This is a genomic window from Cognatishimia activa (assembly GCF_017798205.1).
GTDB classification, from domain to species: domain Bacteria; phylum Pseudomonadota; class Alphaproteobacteria; order Rhodobacterales; family Rhodobacteraceae; genus Cognatishimia; species Cognatishimia activa_A.
Genome location: NZ_CP060010.1, coordinates 992181 through 1008802, shown reverse-complemented (window position 1 = coordinate 1008802; position 16622 = coordinate 992181). Strand labels below are relative to the sequence as shown.

Genomic DNA, 16622 nt, shown 5'->3' with positions numbered 1-16622 from the left:
GACTTTCTCCATTGCATCAGTCAAATTCAAACAGTTGAAGTAAATTTCAGGAAATCTGAAGTGACGATCAAACTAGAGATGCTGCGTGCCTTTTGTGCGGTGGCCGAGGCGGGAAACCTATCGGATGCCGCAGTACAACTCGGGCGGACTCAATCTGCGGTGTCCATGACCCTTAAAGGGCTTGAGGCCCATCTTGGGCGCCCCTTGTTTGAAAGCGACCGCAAAAATCGCCTGACCCTTCTCGGCCAGCAGGTCTTGCATCTCAGCCAGTCTCAGGTGCGCAGTTTTGACACGACAGTTCAGTCAATCGACCTTTTGGCGCAGGCGCCGCAAGGGGTTTTGAAAGTGGCCGCCGTGCCGTCTTTGGCAGCTCTGGTATTTCCCAAACTAGTGCGGGCGCTTTCGCGCGCGTATCCGGGCATTAAACTGGAGCTACGCGACACTGACACTCCGCAGGTCATAGACGCGCTGAGCAGCGGATGGGCGGACCTCGGAATCGCCTCGGCAACACAGCCGATCAAAGGCGTGACGGCGGTCGAGCTGTTCAGCGATGCCTTTGGCCTCGTTATGTCCGCAACGCATCCTATGGCGCTGAAACAGGGTCCGCTCACGCTGGCCGACGTGTTTGACGCCGAGTTCATTCGAAACGAGCTTTGCGACCAGATTCAGCTGTCCAAGTTTCGCTCACAATTGAGCAACGTGGGCCTGACTGTCCGAAACCTACAGTCTCTGCTGGCGATGCTGCGTGAAGGGGATTGGGTGTCAGTTCTGCCACCTTCGGTGGTGCCTTTGGGCGGCGACGGTCTGGTTTTTCGCGACATCGAAGAGCTGACGGAGCGCCGCAAGGTGTTTCTGCTGCGGCGATCAGACGTGGCCTTCCCAGACATTGTAGAGACGGCGCATTCAGAGATCTCAAAAATGTGGGTTGAAGCCTAACCCTCCAATTCGCGTGCTTGGTCCAAGTAGGCCTTAGGAACACTCAACCCGTTTTCCTGCGCGTTTTCCAAAGACACGATGCGCCGCGTGCCGGGAAGGCGCGCGCCTTCAAGTCCGGCGATGTCGGCCAAAAGCGGCTCTAACCTTGCCGAAAACCCCTCTGCGTCATGTGGTTTTAGCGCCATAAGGAATTGCCCTGCGCCCGTCGGCGGGCCATCGGCGGTAAAGAAGGACGACATCTCGGTGCTGCGATTGGCGCCGGTCATCGAGGCTGCGAGGATTTCCACCATCAGCGCCAAAGCGGTGCCTTTTGCGCCACCGATTGGGGCCATTGTCCCTGCGAGCGCAGCTTCCGGATCGGTCGTGGGATTGCCTTCCGCATCAAAGGCCCAGCCTGCGGGGATCGCGTTGCCCGACTTCTTGGCATGCATGACTTTGCCACGGGCAACGACGGATAGGGACAAGTCGATCACCATCGGCGGCTCATCCGCGCGCGGGACAGCAAACGCAATTGGATTCGTGCCAAACATGGCGTCTTTTGCTCCCCAGGGGGCTATGGCTTTGGGCGTGTTGGCCATCATGATGCCAACCAGTCCGGCCTGTGCGAGCCGGTCGACCTGAACCGAAAGTGCGCCGCAATGGTGAGAGTTTGAAATGGTCGCAAAGGCGCATCCGTGGGTTTGAGCCGTCTCGATCAAGGTCGCGGACGCCAGATCGAGAGCTGGATAGGCAAAGCCGTTTCCGGCATCGACGTGAATGGCCGTGGCGGACGGTTTCGAAAGCTGCGGTACGGCGTCGGCATCTACCTTGCCGCTCTTGGCCTGCGCCACGTAGTCCGAAAGCCGGGAAAACCCATGGCCGACTTGCCCTTCGGCCTCGGCCTGCACGAGCGCTGCGGCGACTGACGCGGCTGTGGCCTCTGGTGCGCCCGCAGCGCGAAAGGCGCGGGTCATCAAGGATCTGGCCTCAGAAAGGCTGATGGTTTCAACGTCACTCATTGCGGGATTAGGCAGATCGGCGGCGCTTTTGGCAAGGGCCGCCGAAAGGGTTTATGCCGAGCGATACAGCTTGGTCATCGAGAACTCGCGGTGCCCCAGAGCCTCGGCTGCTGTGTTGCGGCCATTCGCGGTGCGGCAGATCATGTCGATGAGCTCATCACCCGCCTCATCGATGGTCATTTCGCGGCGCAGGATGCCCGAGACATCCACATCGACGTGCTCGCCCATGGTGCGGACGGTGCGCGGGTTCGCGGTGATCTTGATCACTGGCACAATTGGGTTGCCGACCACGTTACCTTGCCCGGTCGGGAAGGTGTGGATCACAGCGCCACCCGCCGCCATCAGGGTCACACATTCCGCCGCCGCGGATGAGCTGTCCATGAAGTAGAGGCCATTGCCCGACGCCGGCATTTCCGCAGGCTCCAGAATGTCGATGTATTGCGATGTCCGGCCGATCTTCTCGAGGTTGCCGAGGGCCTTTTCCTCGATGGTGGTTAGGCCACCTTCGATGTTGCCTTTGGTCGGCTGACTGTCAGAAAGGTCATCAGTCTGGTGTGCGAAAATCACGTCGTCCTGGTAGGCTTTCCACATCTTGTACCAACGCTCACCAACCTCTTCGTTGATCGCGCGTTTCTGACAGATGTGCTCGGCACCGGTGATCTCAGAGGTCTCGCCGAAGAAACCGTAGATGCCTTCTGGCAGCAGCTTGTCATACATGTTGCCAACAGTCGGGCAGGAACCGAGACCCGTGGTCGTGTCGCTCTCACCGCATTTGGTCGAGACCCACAGCTCGCTGATCGAGCATTCCTCGCGTTGCAGCTCGGTTGCCCAGTGGACGTATTCCTTCGCGGCCCAGCTCGCGGCGCGGATGGTTTCAAAGTCGCCCTTTTGTTCGATGGAAAACTCCGAAACAGGCTTGCCGGTCGCGCGGATGCCGTCCGCGATACGCTTGGTCCAGCCAGGCTCGATCCCGATGACCACAACAGCGGCCACATTTGGGTTCGCGCCGGTGCCGATCATGGTGCGGAAATGCAATTCGAGGTCTTCGCCGAACTGCAGACGACCATAGGCGTGGGGCAGGGCCATAGTGCCTTTGACGTTGTTCGCAACCGCTTCACAGGCAGCGTTAGAGATGTCGTCGACCGGCAGGATCACCACGTGGTTGCGCACACCCACACGGCCGTTTTCACGACGGTAGCCTTTGACGGTCAGGTTGGAATATTTAGAAGCCATGACGTCTCTCCTTACCAGCGTTTGGTTTTGCAGTTGTGGGTGTGGACGTGATCGCCCTTGGCGATGTCGGCGATGATTTTGCCGATGTCTTCGCCGTATTTGATCGCGGTGTCGCCTTCTTTGAAATCCTTCAGAGCGATCTTGTGCCCGATGGGCACATCCATACCCGAGGTGAGGCGGAAGGTGGAATTGTCGTGGGTCACACAGACCAGCATGTCAGTGCCGGCGGTCAGACCTTCGACCACGACAACGCCGACGTTGTCGTCGTGCTCGTGAACCAAAAGATGCGGGATTTCAGCCATGGGGTACTCCGATTCTTACTAAAACAGCTTGGGCAAAATGTATATTTACTCTTATATAAGAGTCAATCTATATTATTGCGAGGCTTGGCTTGGGTGTGGTAGCAGACCGAAAACGGAGGGCAGGGTGTCAGAACCGCTTTATATGAAGGTCTTCAATACGGTCGTGCAGCGTATCGTAGAGGGCATCTATGTGCCCGGCTCTATGTTGCCCAGCGAGTTTGATCTGGCAGGTGAACTAGAGGTCAGTCAGGGCACCGCGCGAAAGGCCTTTATCGAGCTTGAACAGAAGGGCATTGTGCAACGCCGTCAGGGCAAGGGCACCTTCGTCACGCTACGGACACCGGAGAATTCTCTGTTCCATTTTTTCCGGCTGCGGGATCAGGACGGCCAGCAGGTTGCGCCGGAGTTGAAGCAAGAGTCCATCGTTCTTCGCAATGCACTAAAAGACGAGAAGACTGCGCTCTTTGGTGCGCCCGATAAAGTCTATGAAATCAACCGTGTAAGGTCATTCAAAGGCACGCCTTTGTGCCATGAACGCAGTGTCGTTCCGGCCAATCTTTTTCCCGGTCTTAAGGATCGCGGAGACCTGCCAAACGCGCTCTACGTTCTGTTTCAGCACGCCTATTCCTGCATCATCATTTCAGCGCAGGAGCATCTGGTGGCCGAGGTTTTGTCGGATGATTTGGCAGAGGCGTTGGATCAACCCAAAGGCACTCCTGTGATCGTTGCGCGCAGACAAGCGCAGGACCTGCAAGACCGCGTGGTAGAACTGCGCACCAGCCGGTATCTGACCGGTGCGACGTCCTATTTTGTGGACCTGAAATAGCCTAAGGTTTCAGGATGATCTTTGGGGCCGCAACGGTGCCCGCGCGAATGTCCGCAAAGGCCTGCGCGCCCTCTGATAGGGGCCGCGTTTCCACCCAATCCAACGCGCCGAGTTTGCCGTCAAACATGGCTTGCGCACAATCCCGGAAGTCCTGCGCCGTGTAGGTATAGGTCCCGACAAAGGTGATCTCCTGCAAGGTCGCGCGACGGATATCAAGGCCACCTTCGGCGCTGCCTAGGCCAATGTGGACGATCACGCCACCAGGCCTCACTTTGGCCGAAGCCAATGCGCGGGTCGGCGCATAGCCGACGCCGTCTACGACCACGTCAAACTGATGCTCCTCAAAGAGGTCGTCTTCGGTAATGACCGTTTGTCCGCAGTGATCAATCAAATACCGACGCCGCAAATCGTTGGGTTCGATCATGACCACGTCTGACACGCCTTGGGCTTTCAGGCTTAGCGCCGCGCCAAGGCCGATGGCACCTCCGCCAATGACCAAGGCTTGCACGTCCATTCCAGCGCCTGCCGGATGACTCCGCGCGATACGGGCAGCATGCCAGCCACAGGCAATCGGTTCTGCCAAGGCGGCTTGATCCGCGCTGACATGATCTGGGACTTCCACCAGATTGCCAGTCGGCATGGTGATCTGCTCAGCAAAACCACCTTCGCGCGGCGGCATCGAGATGATCTGACGATTGGGGCAGAGGTTGTCTTGCCCAGCCTTGCAGGCACGACATTCGCCGCAGGACACAAGCGGGTTCACCGTGACGCGGGTTTCATGCGTGCCCCATTTCATCATGTTGCCCGCCACTTCATGCCCCAAGATCAGAGGCGCCGGGCGACGTTCATCATGACCCAGAAACGCATGCATGTCGGATCCGCAAATGCCAACGCTTTCAACGTTGACAATGACTTCACCATCCGCAGGCGTAGGGTCTGCGAAATCCTGAAACTCCAGTTGTTCAGGACCTGTGTAAACAAGAGCCTTCATTTCGCTGTGAACCCCCCATCCAGCATCATCACTTGCCCCGTCACATAACGGGACGCGTCAGAGCACAAAAATAACAGCGGCCCGTCAAGGTCTGCGTCCTCTCCGTTGCGGCCGATGCAGGTCTGAGCGGCGTTGCGGGCCGCACGCTCGGGGTCGTCAAAGACCGCCGCCGTCAGCTCTGTATGGAAAAAGCCCGGAGCAATGGCATTGGCGGTCACACCCACTTTGGACCAGGCCTCTGCCATTGCCCGGGTCAACTGCGCGACACCCCCCTTGGTCGCGCCGTATGCGATTCCACCGGGAAACGCGCGGAAGGACTGGAGAGACGCAAAGTTGACAATACGGCCCCAGCCCTTTTCGCGCATGGCTGGAACCAATTTCTGACTAAGGAAGAACGGCGCCGACAGATTGATGGCGATGGTGGCATCCCAGCCTTCGGCTGTTACTTCATCCGCGGGCTGACGTGTGTTCAAACCCGCTGCGTGGATCACGATGTCAGGCGCTCCAAAGGGGGCGGAAATCTGACCCACGAGATCATCCAGACCGTCTCGATCTGCGACATCGCCCGCCACAGAGGCGCAATCGCCCTGGGTTTCCCAGCACCATTGTTCCAACGCCTCAGCGCGACGTGCAACACCGACCACTTTTGCTCCGGCCCCCGCCAACACGGTCGCTGCGCGCTGACCCAAACCGGAACTCGCCCCAGTGACACAGGCCACACGCCCGCGCACCGAAAATATACTGTCGTCTGCTTTCATTTTATACTTCAGCGGTCAGGTCGAAGACTTCGTCAGGGAAGTATTTCTTCAGGCGAATGTCCGCGGTGCGGGCATGACCTTCCATCCCCTCAAGGCGGGCAATACGTGCCGTTGCCTCGGCCACCGGACGCGCACCTTCTTTGGTGGCGCGTTGCCATGTGACGATCTTCATGTACTTGTGAACGCTGAGCCCTCCCGTATAGCTGGCTGCGCCAGACGTTGGCAGGACGTGGTTCGTGCCCGAGGCCTTGTCGCCGAACGCAACTGTGGTTTCTTCACCAAGGAAGAGTGAGCCATAGCAGCTGAGCCGGTCAAGCCACCAATCCAGATCCTCGGCCTGCACGGTCAGGTGTTCAGGCGCGTAGTCATCCGAGGTTGCTGCCATTTCTTCGCGATCCGCGCAGACAATGACTTCGGCATAATCGCGCCACGCGGCGGTGGCGTTATCGCGGTTCACTTCTGGGAGGTCGTCGATCAGTTCGGGCACCAGCGTCATGACCTCTTCGGCCAAGGCGCGGCTGTCCGTGACCAACCAAACCGGAGAGTTATAGCCATGCTCGGCTTGCCCCACGAGGTCTGCGGCAACAACCGCGGGATCGGCTTTGCTGTCAGCAAGGATCAGGCTGTCGGTCGGGCCCGCGATCATGTCGATGCCGACACGACCAAAGAGCATCCGCTTGGCTTCTGCCACGAATTGGTTGCCGGGGCCGACGAGGATATTGGCCTTTGGCAATCCAAAGAGGCCGAATGTCATGGCCGCGACGCCCTGCACGCCTCCCATAGCGAGGATTTTGTCTGCGCCGCAAACATGGGCGGCATAAATGATCGCGGGGTTGATGCCCACATCGGGCCGCGGAGGAGAGCAGGCCACGATGTTCTTGCACCCTGCGACCTTTGCGGTCGTCACGGTCATGATTGCGCTGGCGATGTGGCTATAGCGGCCACCGGGCACGTAGCACCCCGCCGCCGTGACAGGGATCGCCTTTTGACCTGCGACAAGGCCCGGAACGACTTCGACTTCGAAGTCGTTTACGGTGCCGAGTTGAGCCTCGGCGAAACGTTTCACATTTGCATGGGCGAACTGAATATCGCGTTTCAGTTTTTCCGGCACCAGGGCCGAGGCCGCAGCGATTGACGCTTCTGACAGGATGATCTCGCCGTCATATTGGTCAAACTTCGCCGCATATTTCAGCGCAGCCTCATCACCACCTGCTTCAATGTCGTCTAGAATTTCGCGAACGATTTTCTTGGTTTCTGTCGCATCGCTTTTGGCGGTCAGCGTTGCTTTTTTGAGGTATTCTCTGGCCATGTTCTATCCTATTTGCAGCTAGTGGCTTTGGTGCAAACAGTTCGTCAGCGAGTTTGAAATCATTCGCGAGACGATCCGTTCAATGCGCACCTGCACCGGACGATTCGCGCCAAATGTAAGCGCTTACAATTTTTACTGCAAGCGCTTACATCTTTGCGCCTGAAGAGCTACAAGCTTTTGGTGCTTACGATTGCTCAAAATATGATAAAACGCCGAAATCAGATCTGGACGGACTAAGACGACCCAATGGCCAAGACCCGCACAACTCAGCCCTCGCTGTCGCCAACTCTGGCGGATGTGTCCAAGCAGGCTGGGGTTTCGACGGCGACCGTGTCCCGGTGTTTGAACTCGCCATCGCAAGTCAGCGCATCCACGCGAGACAGAGTCATGGCAGCGGTTAACGAACTGGGCTATGCTCCAAATTTCGGGGCTCAGGCCTTGGCGGCGAAACGCACAAATACCTTCGGGGCGATCGTGCCCACAATGGAAAACGCGATCTTTGCGCGCGGACTTCAGGCTTTTCAAGAAGAGCTCGGGCAGCATGGAATTACCTTGCTCGTGGCAAGCTCTTCATATGACCCTGACGTCGAAGAAGAGCAAATCCGCAACCTTGTCGCGCGGGGGGCAGATGCCCTGTTTTTGATCGGCCACACTCGGACCGCAGAAAGCTATGAGTTCCTAGAAAAGCGCCAGATCCCTCATGTCGTGGCCTGGGTTTATGATGAAGCTGAACCAAGGGTCTCAGTTGGCTTTGACAATCGCAAAGCCATGAAAGCCCTTGCTCTTGAAGTTCTAAAGCAAGGCCACCGCAAGCTGGCGCTTATTACGGGTAAACGAGATCGCAATGACCGCGCGCGGCAGCGTTATGAGGGTGCCATGGATGCTGTTGCCGAGTTTGGTTTGAATGCCCGGGACCTTAACGTGATAGAAACGACGTATTCCATCGCCAATGGAGGCGATGCCTTTGAACGGTTGATGCGTTCGGGAACCCCTCCGACAGCGGTGATGTGCGGCAACGACGTTCTGGCCGCAGGAGCCCTTTCGCGGGCGCATCGGATGGGCGTTGATGTGCCGGGGGATGTGTCCATTACAGGTTTTGACGACATCGAGATCGCCGAAATCGTGACGCCGCGCCTTACGACGGTGCATGTCCCCCATCGCAACATGGGCAAACACGCGGCCACCACATTGATTGCAATGCGCAATGATCCCAGCTTGGGAGAAAGCGTCGAGTTGGAAGCCACGCTCAGGCTGCGCGGATCTCTAGGACCAGCGCCTCAAAAAACGGCCTGAGCCGACATCGCCAGATCCCCGCCCGCGGTTTTGGCCCAAAGGTCGAGAGTTGACCCAGACTTGGTGCCCTGGATGTAAAACGGCTGCATGCCTGCCAGCGGGGAAACTCCGCGAAACGAAAAGGACTTGGGGTGGCGACCCGTCTCTGCGCAGGCGAGATCCACCAAAAGCGTGGCCGTAAGGGGGCCGTGAAAAACCAGCCCGTCATACCCCTCGACATCGCGCGCGTAGTCTACGTCATAGTGGATGCGGTGACCGTTAAACATTAGGGCCGAATAGCGGAAGAGCATGACTTCCTTAGGGGTGACGCTGCGCGAAAACTCATGGCTCTCCGGCGCTTTTTGCTTCGCTGGATTCGGGGATCCGGGGGCAGGGTCTTCGCGATAGACGATGTCGTGTTCTTCAATCAGGCAGAGCCGGTCCTGTTGGAAGATTTCGTGTTGGACAGTGACAAAGCACAGCGCCCCACTACGACCCGACTTCTCGGAAACATTCAAAATGGTCGAGCGCTTTTCGGCCCAATCCCCCAGTCTGAGCGGCGCATGAAATTCGAACCTACCACCCGCCCACATTCGACGCGGCAGATCGATTGGTGGAAGAAACCCACCCTTCTTAGGATGCGCGTCGCGCCCCAACTCACTGGCGGGTTTTGCCTCTAAAAAGTAGAGCCAATGCCACAGAGGCGGCAAGTGGTCCCCGTCGCGCAGGTCTTGATCTCGGTCCAAAGTGGCCTGCATGAACCGCGCAGGTCGAGGGGCGAGCCAATCCCGCGAGGACTTCTGGGAACCTATCCAATTTTCGTACCGCTTGTCTGTCATACTCTGCCCTTTGCGATCCCGAGATTTGCATCGAAAACCCTCTGTCGCAAGTCGTGGTTTTCCCTTGGAAACCGCGAAATTTGCGCTAGTTGATTATTTGACAGAAGAAGCAAAATAATCGATATTTTGTGAGGGAGGCCAACACGATGAACGCGCTTGATATTTCCGGATCAGACGGCTCTGCGACGCAGCAGGCGTATCGGCGTTTGCGACACCTCATCGTGACCGGAGACCTCAAACCTGGCGAGAAACTCAAGATCGAAGTTCTGCGCAAACGGCTGGACACGGGCGCCTCTCCGATCCGCGAGGCGCTCAGCCTTTTGACGTCGGATAAACTGGTCGATCGTTTGGATCAACGCGGGTTTCGCACCGCCGAAGTGAGTGCTGAGAACTTTCAGGAGATTCTGCTACTCAGGCGCACGCTCGAAGACCTCGCCCTGCGCGAAAGCATCGCGAACGCGACCCAAGACTGGGAAGAGAATGTCGTGCTCGCGCATCACCGCATGGTGAAGGCCAAAGGCGGCGACGATTTCGAAGAGCTGCACAAAGGCTTTCACATGGCGCTTATCGCCAATGCGCCGTCGCCGATCCTGCTGCAGTTCTGCTCGCAGCTTTATGATTTGAACATCCGCTATCGCTATCTGGCGGGCAGCGGGTTGAATTATCAGCTGCGCGATGTGGACGAAGAGCACGCGAGCATCCTACAAGCCGCCGTCGCGAGGGACGGGGATATGGCGAGCGAGCGGCTGTTCAAACACTACCAGCTGACGGGTGCCTATTTGGCGGGGCTTTGGGGTGAAGGCTCGGCGCTGAATGCCGAGTTATTTGGCAACAAGAACTAGGTCGAATGTGACCTTGAGATAATCGCCCTCAACGTGACCGCTTAGATCAAAGCCAGTTTCGGGAAAGCTGCCTGCGGGCATCTGTTGGTAACTCATCACAAGGTCATCGCGCACGCCAAAAACGGTATCTTGGTCGAGGTAGGGATCATCTTCGGGAAAGACCTCTGTAACCAGTGGTTTGAACCCATCCGCCTCGGCGATGTAATGCAGGTGAGACGGGCGCCACGGATGACGCCCACAGGCGCGCAGGATGTCTCCGACGGGGCCATCAGAGGGCACGGTGTATTCCACAGGACGCACGGTGGTGAAGGCATAGCGACCGTCCTCGCCGACGGTTTGAAGGCCGTGGAAAGAATAGGTGTCCTGATCCGGATCCTGACTGGAATAGAGACCATTCGGCGCGGTTTGCCAGATGTCCAAAGTTGCACCCGGAATGGGGTTGCCGTTGGTGTCTTTGACCGTGCCTTCAACCAAAAGAACCGGCGCATCGAAATCCTTGCGCATGTCGCCACCCACAGCCAGTGGCGGAGAGCCCGAGATGTGGAAGGGGCCAAGGACTGAGGACGAGGTGCCCTCTTGTGTCGAGTGCAGCATATCGACCAAGGACGAGAGACCAAGCACGTCAGAGAGCAGGACAAACTCGTGTCGCTCGGCGTCCGAAATCTCGCCCGCGCGTTCTAGGAACGCGATGCCTGTGTTCCATTCCTCATGCGTTAGATTCACCTCGCGGGCGAAGTCATGCAGGTGCTTCACAAGGCTGGCCATGACCTCGCGCAGACGCGGGTTCACGTCGTCTCCGAGGTATCCCATGAAGACATCGGTGATGTTCTCTTTTGTGACGTTACGCATGTGAGGACTCGTTCAGGTTAGGATAGGATTGCAAGGCTCAATGCTGGGAAGCGGATCAGAAGGATCAGCACCAAAAGCATGACGAAGGCGAAGGGCAGGGCGCCTAGGAAGACGTCCTTCAGTTTGATGCCGTCATCGTCCAGGGTGGCTTTGATCACGAAGCAACTCAGACCTAGTGGCGGGGTCAAAAGCCCTATTTCTGCCGCGACAACGGCGACGATGCCGAACCACACGAGGCTCAGGCCCATAGAGTCTATTAAAGGTAGAAATAGCGGAACCACGATCAGGATGATCGAGGCGGTGTCCAGGATTGTGCCAAGGAAAAGCATCAGGACAACGAGGATCACCATGATCCAAAAGAAGTCGAAATTCACAGTCGCCAAAAGGGTCTGGAGCTCGTTTGGCAGACCTGCAAGACCAAGCATCCGCGCGTACATCGACGCGGCTGTGATCAGGAACAAGATGGCTGCCGTGATATGGCCAGTTTCGATCACGGTTTCCCAAAAGCTGCGCAGATTGATGCGGCCTCGGACGGCGGCGATCAGGATGCCGAGCAGCGATCCAGCGGCCCCCGCTTCAACGGCGGTAGTCCAGCCGGTATAAATACCGCCCAGCACGACGACAATCAGCACAAGGATCGGGATCGTTTTCGCCGCGATCTCGGACCATGGCATGAGGGTTTCGGTTTCGATCTTGCTGCCGCCGACGAAGGCCGGTGTGAACCGCCCCATGAACCAAATTGCCAGGACGTAAGCAGCCGCCAACATCAGTCCGGGCACGACGCCTGCGAGGAACATTTCTCCGACAGATTGTTCGGCCACAAAGGAATAGATGATCAGCATGGCCGACGGTGGAATGATCATGCCCAAGACCGACGATCCTGCAACAACGCCCACCGCGAAACGCGGATTGTAGTCGTGTTTGAGCATCTCTGGCACGGACATCTTCGAGAACACCGAGGCCGAGGCAATCGAAGACCCAGTGACCGCCGCAAAGACCGCATTTGCTCCGACGGTTGCCATGCCGATGCCACCTGTGATGCGGCGGCACCCTTGGTTCATCACGGCGTAAATATCGGCCCCAAGCCCAGCTTTAGAGACGATTAATCCCATAAAGGTGAACAAGGGGATCGTCGCAAATGTATATTCCATCGCGCTGTCGCCGATGGCGATTTTCAGCAGCGCAAAGGACAGCTCGTAACTGTCACGCATGATCCAGATCGCAACAAAGCTCACGACGCCAAGGGCAATCGGAATGTAAACGCCTAGATAGATCATGAAGATGATGGCGCCGATGGAAATCAGGCCAATTTCAACTGGGCTCATGAACCGCTTTCCTGACTTGGGACGTCATCGCCCGCGTTGAACAAAATATGCAGCGCGAAATGCACGGTGCAGAGACAGGCGCTGAGAAAGATCACGAGTTTCACAGGCCACCAAGGCGCGGTGAAAACGCCGGGCACGCCAAAGTAATCGCGGGTCTCCCACATCTCGACAAACTCGGGCCAGATTGCGATGGCGACCAGCACCATAAAAGTCGCGCTGATCAGATCGATCACGCGGCTCAGCATGCGCCCCGCGGCGGGGCGACGGTGGCGCAACAGGCCGAGAAAACCGTCAGAGCGGGTCAGCCGCCCAACGCGGATCACGTCAGGCAACTGCAGAAAAACAATCAGCACCATCGAGAATTGTACGACCTCGACAGCCCCTAAGAACGGGCGGTTAAAGATCCCGCGCGCGATGATATCATAGCTCACCACGGCGATCAGTCCGACCACGACAAATGTGCCAGCGGCGTTGGCCATGATGGCCACGCCGCTTGCGATTTTATGGATCAGCTCCTTCACGAAGGGGCCCTAGTTCGTTGCCGCTTCGGCGGCCCAGTCACGGACTGGGGTGAAGCCTGCGCTAGAGAGCTTCGCCATGTAGGCGTTCAACATCTCGGTGCCCGGCTGGCCTGATGCGTCAAGACCTGCGGCCCATTCTGCAGCGATGTTTGGCATGCTGGCGGCCCAAGCGAGACGCTCGTTTGGATCCATCTCGACCACGGTGCCACCTTGGTCAACATAGGCCTGACGGCTGGCCTCCGCGCGGTCCATAGCGATGCCCGCAACATGGTCGCGATAGGCAACGGCGACCTCAAGAAGCACGTCTTTGACCTCATCCGGAAGCTTCGCCCAATAGTCTTTGTTGACCGTGATGGTCTTGGAGTTCACAGCCCCCAGATCAGCGCGCAGCATGTAAGGTGCGACCTCTGCGATCTTGAAGGTCTTGGCGGCCTCAGGCCAAAGCATTGCGTGATCCACAAGGCCCGTTTGGACCATGTTGTAGAAGTCTGTCAGACCGCCGCGAACACCGGCTGCGCCTTCGATGCCTTCAAGGTACCGCAGGTTCATACCCGCGCCGGCGACTTTGCTGCCTTCAAGATCAGACAGCGAGTTGATCGGGTTGCGCGAGAAGACCTGGTAGGTGTCCAGAACGACGCCGGTCGCCAGATAGACCTGGTTCTGCTTGTCAAATTCCGCTTGCATCGCGGGGAATTCCTTGGCGATCTCATCGACCGCTTTCGCAACCGCACGCGCGTCTGCCGCAATGAACGGCGTCGCCGCAGAAATCGCCTGACTTGGTAGTTTCGAGTTGTGGAAGATCGTGGTCACGATGCCGATGTCGCCCAGCCCCAGCTTAACGCCCTCAAGAACGCCTTTTGGCTTCACGATCGTGCCGCCATAGCTTTCTTGCCAGTCCATCTTGTAGTTGCCGGTCATCGCAAGGCGTTTGTCGACTTCGGGGATAAAGAAGTTCGTGAACTCTTTCACCCAGAGCGCCCGCGCCGGATAGCCGTCGATCACGACCGCTTTGATCGTCTCTGTCGCAAAGGCCGGAGCCGCGACGAGCGTCGCAAGCGCCAGGCCAAAGGCCGTTGATTTGAATGTCGTCATAGTTCTCCTCCCAGTACCATTACGTAAACTTGCCCGTCAGCCGCTCTCCCAAGTCACGGTCAGCTCAGTGCCCGCGTTTTCATAGAGTTTTGCGATTGGACAATATTTGGCAGTCTCCTCTGCCACGCGCTGAAGCTCTTCTGCGGTGGCACTGCCTTTGGATGTGACAGAGAGGCGGATGGCTTTGAACGGCACCTCCACTTCTTCCATCAAAAGGACGCCGCGACGGTCGAAATCGACCTCCATCGCGAAGTCCAGATCTCCGATATCGACGCCCAGTTTGGCGGCGCATTTGTGACCGATGACATTGGTGCAGCCGATCAACGCGGAAAAGGCTGTTTCGGTTGGCGCAAGGCCTTCGTTGGTGCCGCCACGCTCGATCGGCTCGTCCACGACCTGAACCAGATCGCGCACATGGGCCTCGCTGCGAGAGTGGTTTGTGCCACGCCCTGCCAGTTTGATCGTCATCACTGTCTTTTGTCTGATCGCCATGGCTAGATTACCTCGCAGACGTCATCAAAGGAGAACCGCGGGAGTTTTTGGAACAATGCGGTTTCATCAGCATAGCCGAAATTGCAGAGGAAATTCGATTTCCATCCGTTTTCGCTGAAAAATTCCTGATCCACGATCTCGTTAGAGAAGCCAGACATCGCGCCAACGTCCAAGCCCAAGGCGCGGGCGGCGATCATGAAATACGCCCCCTGCAGGGTGGAATTGCGATAGGCGGTGTCGTGGGCATAAGTCTCGTTTCCGGCAAACAGCGGCTTGCGATCCTCATGCGGGAATAAGAAGTCCAGACGTTGCCAGTAAAGCGGATCCCACGCGATGATTACCGTCATTGGTGCGGCGCGCATTTTGTCGATATTCTTTGCTTTCAAAGACTTCGCCAGTCGATCCTTGGCCGTGTCGCTTTTTACAAAGATGAACCGAGCGGGGCAGGTGTTCATGCTGGTGGGGCCTTGGATCGTGATCTCAAACAGCGCGCGCAGGATGGTGTCGGGCACCTGCCTGTCAGTCCACGCGTAATGCGAGCGCGCATCCCGCAGAATCAGATCGATTTCGCCATCCCCCAGTCGCGTCACGCGCGAGCGCAAGTCCCGCACCGCTTGCTGCGCGGCCTGTCGTGCGTGATCCAGAGTAGGCGCGTCTGTGGTCATTTATTCAGCCGCCTCGGTCTTGGTCATGGACTCTTCGGCGACGATGGGACTGGAACAGATGCCAATACCTTCGATCTCGATATCCACAGTTTCACCAGGGCGCAGCCAGCGTGGGCCGGGCTTCTTGGCGTGTCCCACACCCGGAGGCGTTCCAAGCGCGATGTGGTCGCCGACTTCGAGTGTCTTGAACTGAGACATGATCGCGATGGTTTGGGCCACGGACCAGATCATATTCGACGTATTGGAGGACTGCAGAATTTCCGAGCCAACACGGCTCTCGATTTTCAGACCCTTTCCGCCCTCAGGCAGCTCATCGGGCGTGACGACGTAAGGCCCAATCGCGCCGGTATCATCAAAGTTCTTACCGGGCGTCCATTGGTGAGTTTTGCGCTGATATTCGCGTACGGAGCCGTCGTTGAAGACGGTGTATCCAAAGACATGTTCTAGGGCGGTTTCCTCGGAGATATGCCGCCCACCTTTGCCGATGATGATCATCATCTCGGCCTCATAGTCGAGCGTTTCAGAGCAGGCAGGGCGCACCATCGGCGCGCCGGCTGCCATGATCGAATTGGGCGTGCGGATGAACATCGCCGGATAGTCCGGAATGTCATAGCCGCCCTCTTTGATGTGTTCGATGTAGTTCAGGCCAAGGCATAGAACCGATGGCGGGCGTGCGATCGGCAAGGCAGGCGTGATTGCCGAAACTGGGACCGCATCCCCTGTCCGAGTTTCGGCAATCTCTTTGGCCTGCGCCATGAGATCATCAGAGGCCGTGAGTGCTGCGAGATCCCTTCCGATGGCTGGAACAGCTTCGGTCAGATTAACGGCCATGTCTCCGTTTACGGCGAAAACACTCTGAGTGGGTCCGATTGTTCCAACGAGAAAACGCATAGAAAACTCCCTGTTGATCGACTCACTTTTTGACGATAAAAAATCCCTAAGTCAAATAAAATCGATTTTTTTAAATCACGCAGGAGGTCGGTATGCCCCTTTGGAATGACTACAAGACCGAGGCCAAAGCACGCGGAGCGCTCGCTCATGAGCTTTATGTGGTGCAGTCAACGCCGGTCGGATCGCCGGAAGAGGTCAGGGCGGTGTTGCCAGAGCATCTGGCGTATCAGGCAGAGCAAGAGGCAGCTGGAAATCTATTCCTTGCAGGGCCCATGTCTGATGAGACAGGTGATCAAATGCAGGGTGTTGGGCTAATCATTTATCGTGCCGAAAGCCTGAATGTCGCGCGCAGTCTGGCCGAAAATGACCCAATGCATTCCAAAGGCGCGCGCAGCTTCACGCTTCGACGCTGGCTGATCAATGAGGGCAGCTTGTCTCTGTCGGTCAAGCTGTCCGCGCAAACGGTTCAATTGGGTTAGAA

General features: G+C 57.5%; 19 protein-coding genes. 5 read left to right on the top strand and 14 right to left on the bottom strand.

The window, feature by feature from the left end:
* Positions 1 to 60: 60 nt before the first annotated feature.
* Positions 61 to 936, top strand: coding sequence for a LysR family transcriptional regulator (locus HZ995_RS04880; RefSeq protein ID WP_209357550.1), 876 nt, complete (start codon positions 61 to 63; stop codon positions 934 to 936).
* Here the strand turns inward: HZ995_RS04880 and HZ995_RS04875 are convergent.
* The 3 genes from HZ995_RS04875 to HZ995_RS04865 are packed head-to-tail and all read right to left on the bottom strand — an operon-like array spanning position 933 to position 3469.
* Positions 933 to 1934 carry an Ldh family oxidoreductase gene (locus HZ995_RS04875; RefSeq protein WP_209357549.1) on the bottom strand — a complete coding sequence of 334 codons (1002 nt, stop codon included), beginning with the start codon at positions 1932 to 1934 and terminating at the stop codon, positions 933 to 935. The genes HZ995_RS04880 and HZ995_RS04875 overlap by 4 nt on opposite strands.
* 51 nt (positions 1935 to 1985) lie before the next feature.
* Positions 1986 to 3167, bottom strand: a complete 1182-nt coding sequence (locus HZ995_RS04870) for a UxaA family hydrolase (protein ID WP_209357548.1) — start codon at positions 3165 to 3167, stop codon at positions 1986 to 1988.
* An 11-nt stretch (positions 3168 to 3178) separates the two neighbouring features.
* The gene (locus tag HZ995_RS04865) at positions 3179 to 3469 is read right to left on the bottom strand and encodes a UxaA family hydrolase (protein ID WP_209357547.1); all 291 of its coding nucleotides are present in this window, start codon (positions 3467 to 3469) and stop codon (positions 3179 to 3181) included.
* A 124-nt stretch (positions 3470 to 3593) separates the two neighbouring features.
* Here HZ995_RS04865 and HZ995_RS04860 point away from each other — a divergent pair, with 124 nt between their 5' ends.
* Positions 3594 to 4295 carry a GntR family transcriptional regulator gene (locus HZ995_RS04860; RefSeq protein WP_209357546.1) on the top strand — a complete coding sequence of 234 codons (702 nt, stop codon included), beginning with the start codon at positions 3594 to 3596 and terminating at the stop codon, positions 4293 to 4295.
* A gap of 1 nt (position 4296) precedes the next feature.
* Here the strand turns inward: HZ995_RS04860 and HZ995_RS04855 are convergent, their stop codons facing one another.
* Genes HZ995_RS04855 through hisD form a run of 3 tightly spaced genes read right to left on the bottom strand, consistent with a single transcriptional unit; the run spans position 4297 to position 7353 of the window.
* Positions 4297 to 5286: a zinc-dependent alcohol dehydrogenase gene (locus tag HZ995_RS04855; RefSeq protein ID WP_209357545.1), complete on the bottom strand. Its 990-nt coding sequence runs from the start codon at positions 5284 to 5286 to the stop codon at positions 4297 to 4299.
* Positions 5283 to 6044 (bottom strand): SDR family NAD(P)-dependent oxidoreductase, encoded by a 762-nt coding sequence (locus HZ995_RS04850; RefSeq protein ID WP_209357544.1) that lies wholly within the window; start codon positions 6042 to 6044, stop codon positions 5283 to 5285. Before HZ995_RS04850 ends, HZ995_RS04855 begins: the two co-directional genes overlap by 4 nt.
* Position 6045: 1 nt before the next feature.
* Entirely contained in the window at positions 6046 to 7353 is a 1308-nt protein-coding gene (gene hisD / locus HZ995_RS04845) for a histidinol dehydrogenase (protein ID WP_209357543.1), read from the bottom strand.
* A gap of 246 nt (positions 7354 to 7599) precedes the next feature.
* Here hisD and HZ995_RS04840 point away from each other — a divergent pair, with 246 nt between their 5' ends.
* Positions 7600 to 8646 (top strand): LacI family DNA-binding transcriptional regulator, encoded by a 1047-nt coding sequence (locus HZ995_RS04840; RefSeq protein WP_209357542.1) that lies wholly within the window; start codon positions 7600 to 7602, stop codon positions 8644 to 8646.
* Here the strand turns inward: HZ995_RS04840 and HZ995_RS04835 are convergent.
* Positions 8631 to 9464 carry an FAS1-like dehydratase domain-containing protein gene (locus HZ995_RS04835; protein WP_209357541.1) on the bottom strand — a complete coding sequence of 278 codons (834 nt, stop codon included), beginning with the start codon at positions 9462 to 9464 and terminating at the stop codon, positions 8631 to 8633. The two genes, HZ995_RS04840 and HZ995_RS04835, sit on opposite strands and share 16 nt — an antisense overlap.
* 146 nt (positions 9465 to 9610) lie before the next feature.
* Between HZ995_RS04835 and HZ995_RS04830 the strand changes: the two genes are divergently transcribed.
* The gene (locus tag HZ995_RS04830; protein ID WP_209357540.1) at positions 9611 to 10306 is read left to right on the top strand and encodes a GntR family transcriptional regulator; all 696 of its coding nucleotides are present in this window, start codon (positions 9611 to 9613) and stop codon (positions 10304 to 10306) included.
* Here HZ995_RS04830 and HZ995_RS04825 read toward each other — a convergent pair.
* Genes HZ995_RS04825 through HZ995_RS04795 form a run of 7 tightly spaced genes read right to left on the bottom strand, consistent with a single transcriptional unit; the run spans position 10286 to position 16141 of the window.
* Positions 10286 to 11155, bottom strand: coding sequence for a dioxygenase (locus HZ995_RS04825; protein WP_209357539.1), 870 nt, complete (start codon positions 11153 to 11155; stop codon positions 10286 to 10288). The two genes, HZ995_RS04830 and HZ995_RS04825, sit on opposite strands and share 21 nt — an antisense overlap.
* Before the next feature lie 17 nt (positions 11156 to 11172).
* Positions 11173 to 12480: a TRAP transporter large permease gene (locus HZ995_RS04820; protein ID WP_209357538.1), complete on the bottom strand. Its 1308-nt coding sequence runs from the start codon at positions 12478 to 12480 to the stop codon at positions 11173 to 11175.
* Positions 12477 to 13001, bottom strand: a complete 525-nt coding sequence (locus HZ995_RS04815) for a TRAP transporter small permease subunit (protein ID WP_245168758.1) — start codon at positions 12999 to 13001, stop codon at positions 12477 to 12479. Before HZ995_RS04815 ends, HZ995_RS04820 begins: the two co-directional genes overlap by 4 nt.
* Before the next feature lie 9 nt (positions 13002 to 13010).
* Complete coding sequence (locus HZ995_RS04810; RefSeq protein ID WP_209357537.1) at positions 13011 to 14093, bottom strand: C4-dicarboxylate TRAP transporter substrate-binding protein; 1083 nt, start codon at positions 14091 to 14093, stop codon at positions 13011 to 13013.
* Positions 14094 to 14129: 36 nt separating this feature from the next.
* The gene (locus tag HZ995_RS04805) at positions 14130 to 14585 is read right to left on the bottom strand and encodes an OsmC family protein (protein ID WP_209357536.1); all 456 of its coding nucleotides are present in this window, start codon (positions 14583 to 14585) and stop codon (positions 14130 to 14132) included.
* 2 nt (positions 14586 to 14587) lie between these two features.
* Complete coding sequence (locus HZ995_RS04800; RefSeq protein WP_209357535.1) at positions 14588 to 15250, bottom strand: malonic semialdehyde reductase; 663 nt, start codon at positions 15248 to 15250, stop codon at positions 14588 to 14590.
* On the bottom strand, positions 15251 to 16141 hold the full coding sequence (locus HZ995_RS04795) for a fumarylacetoacetate hydrolase family protein (protein WP_209357534.1): 891 nt from the start codon (positions 16139 to 16141) through the stop codon (positions 15251 to 15253).
* A gap of 92 nt (positions 16142 to 16233) precedes the next feature.
* On the opposite strand from HZ995_RS04795, the gene HZ995_RS04790 reads away from it, so the two are divergent.
* Positions 16234 to 16620, top strand: a complete 387-nt coding sequence (locus tag HZ995_RS04790) for a YciI family protein (protein ID WP_209357533.1) — start codon at positions 16234 to 16236, stop codon at positions 16618 to 16620.
* Positions 16621 to 16622: the final 2 nt, after the last annotated feature.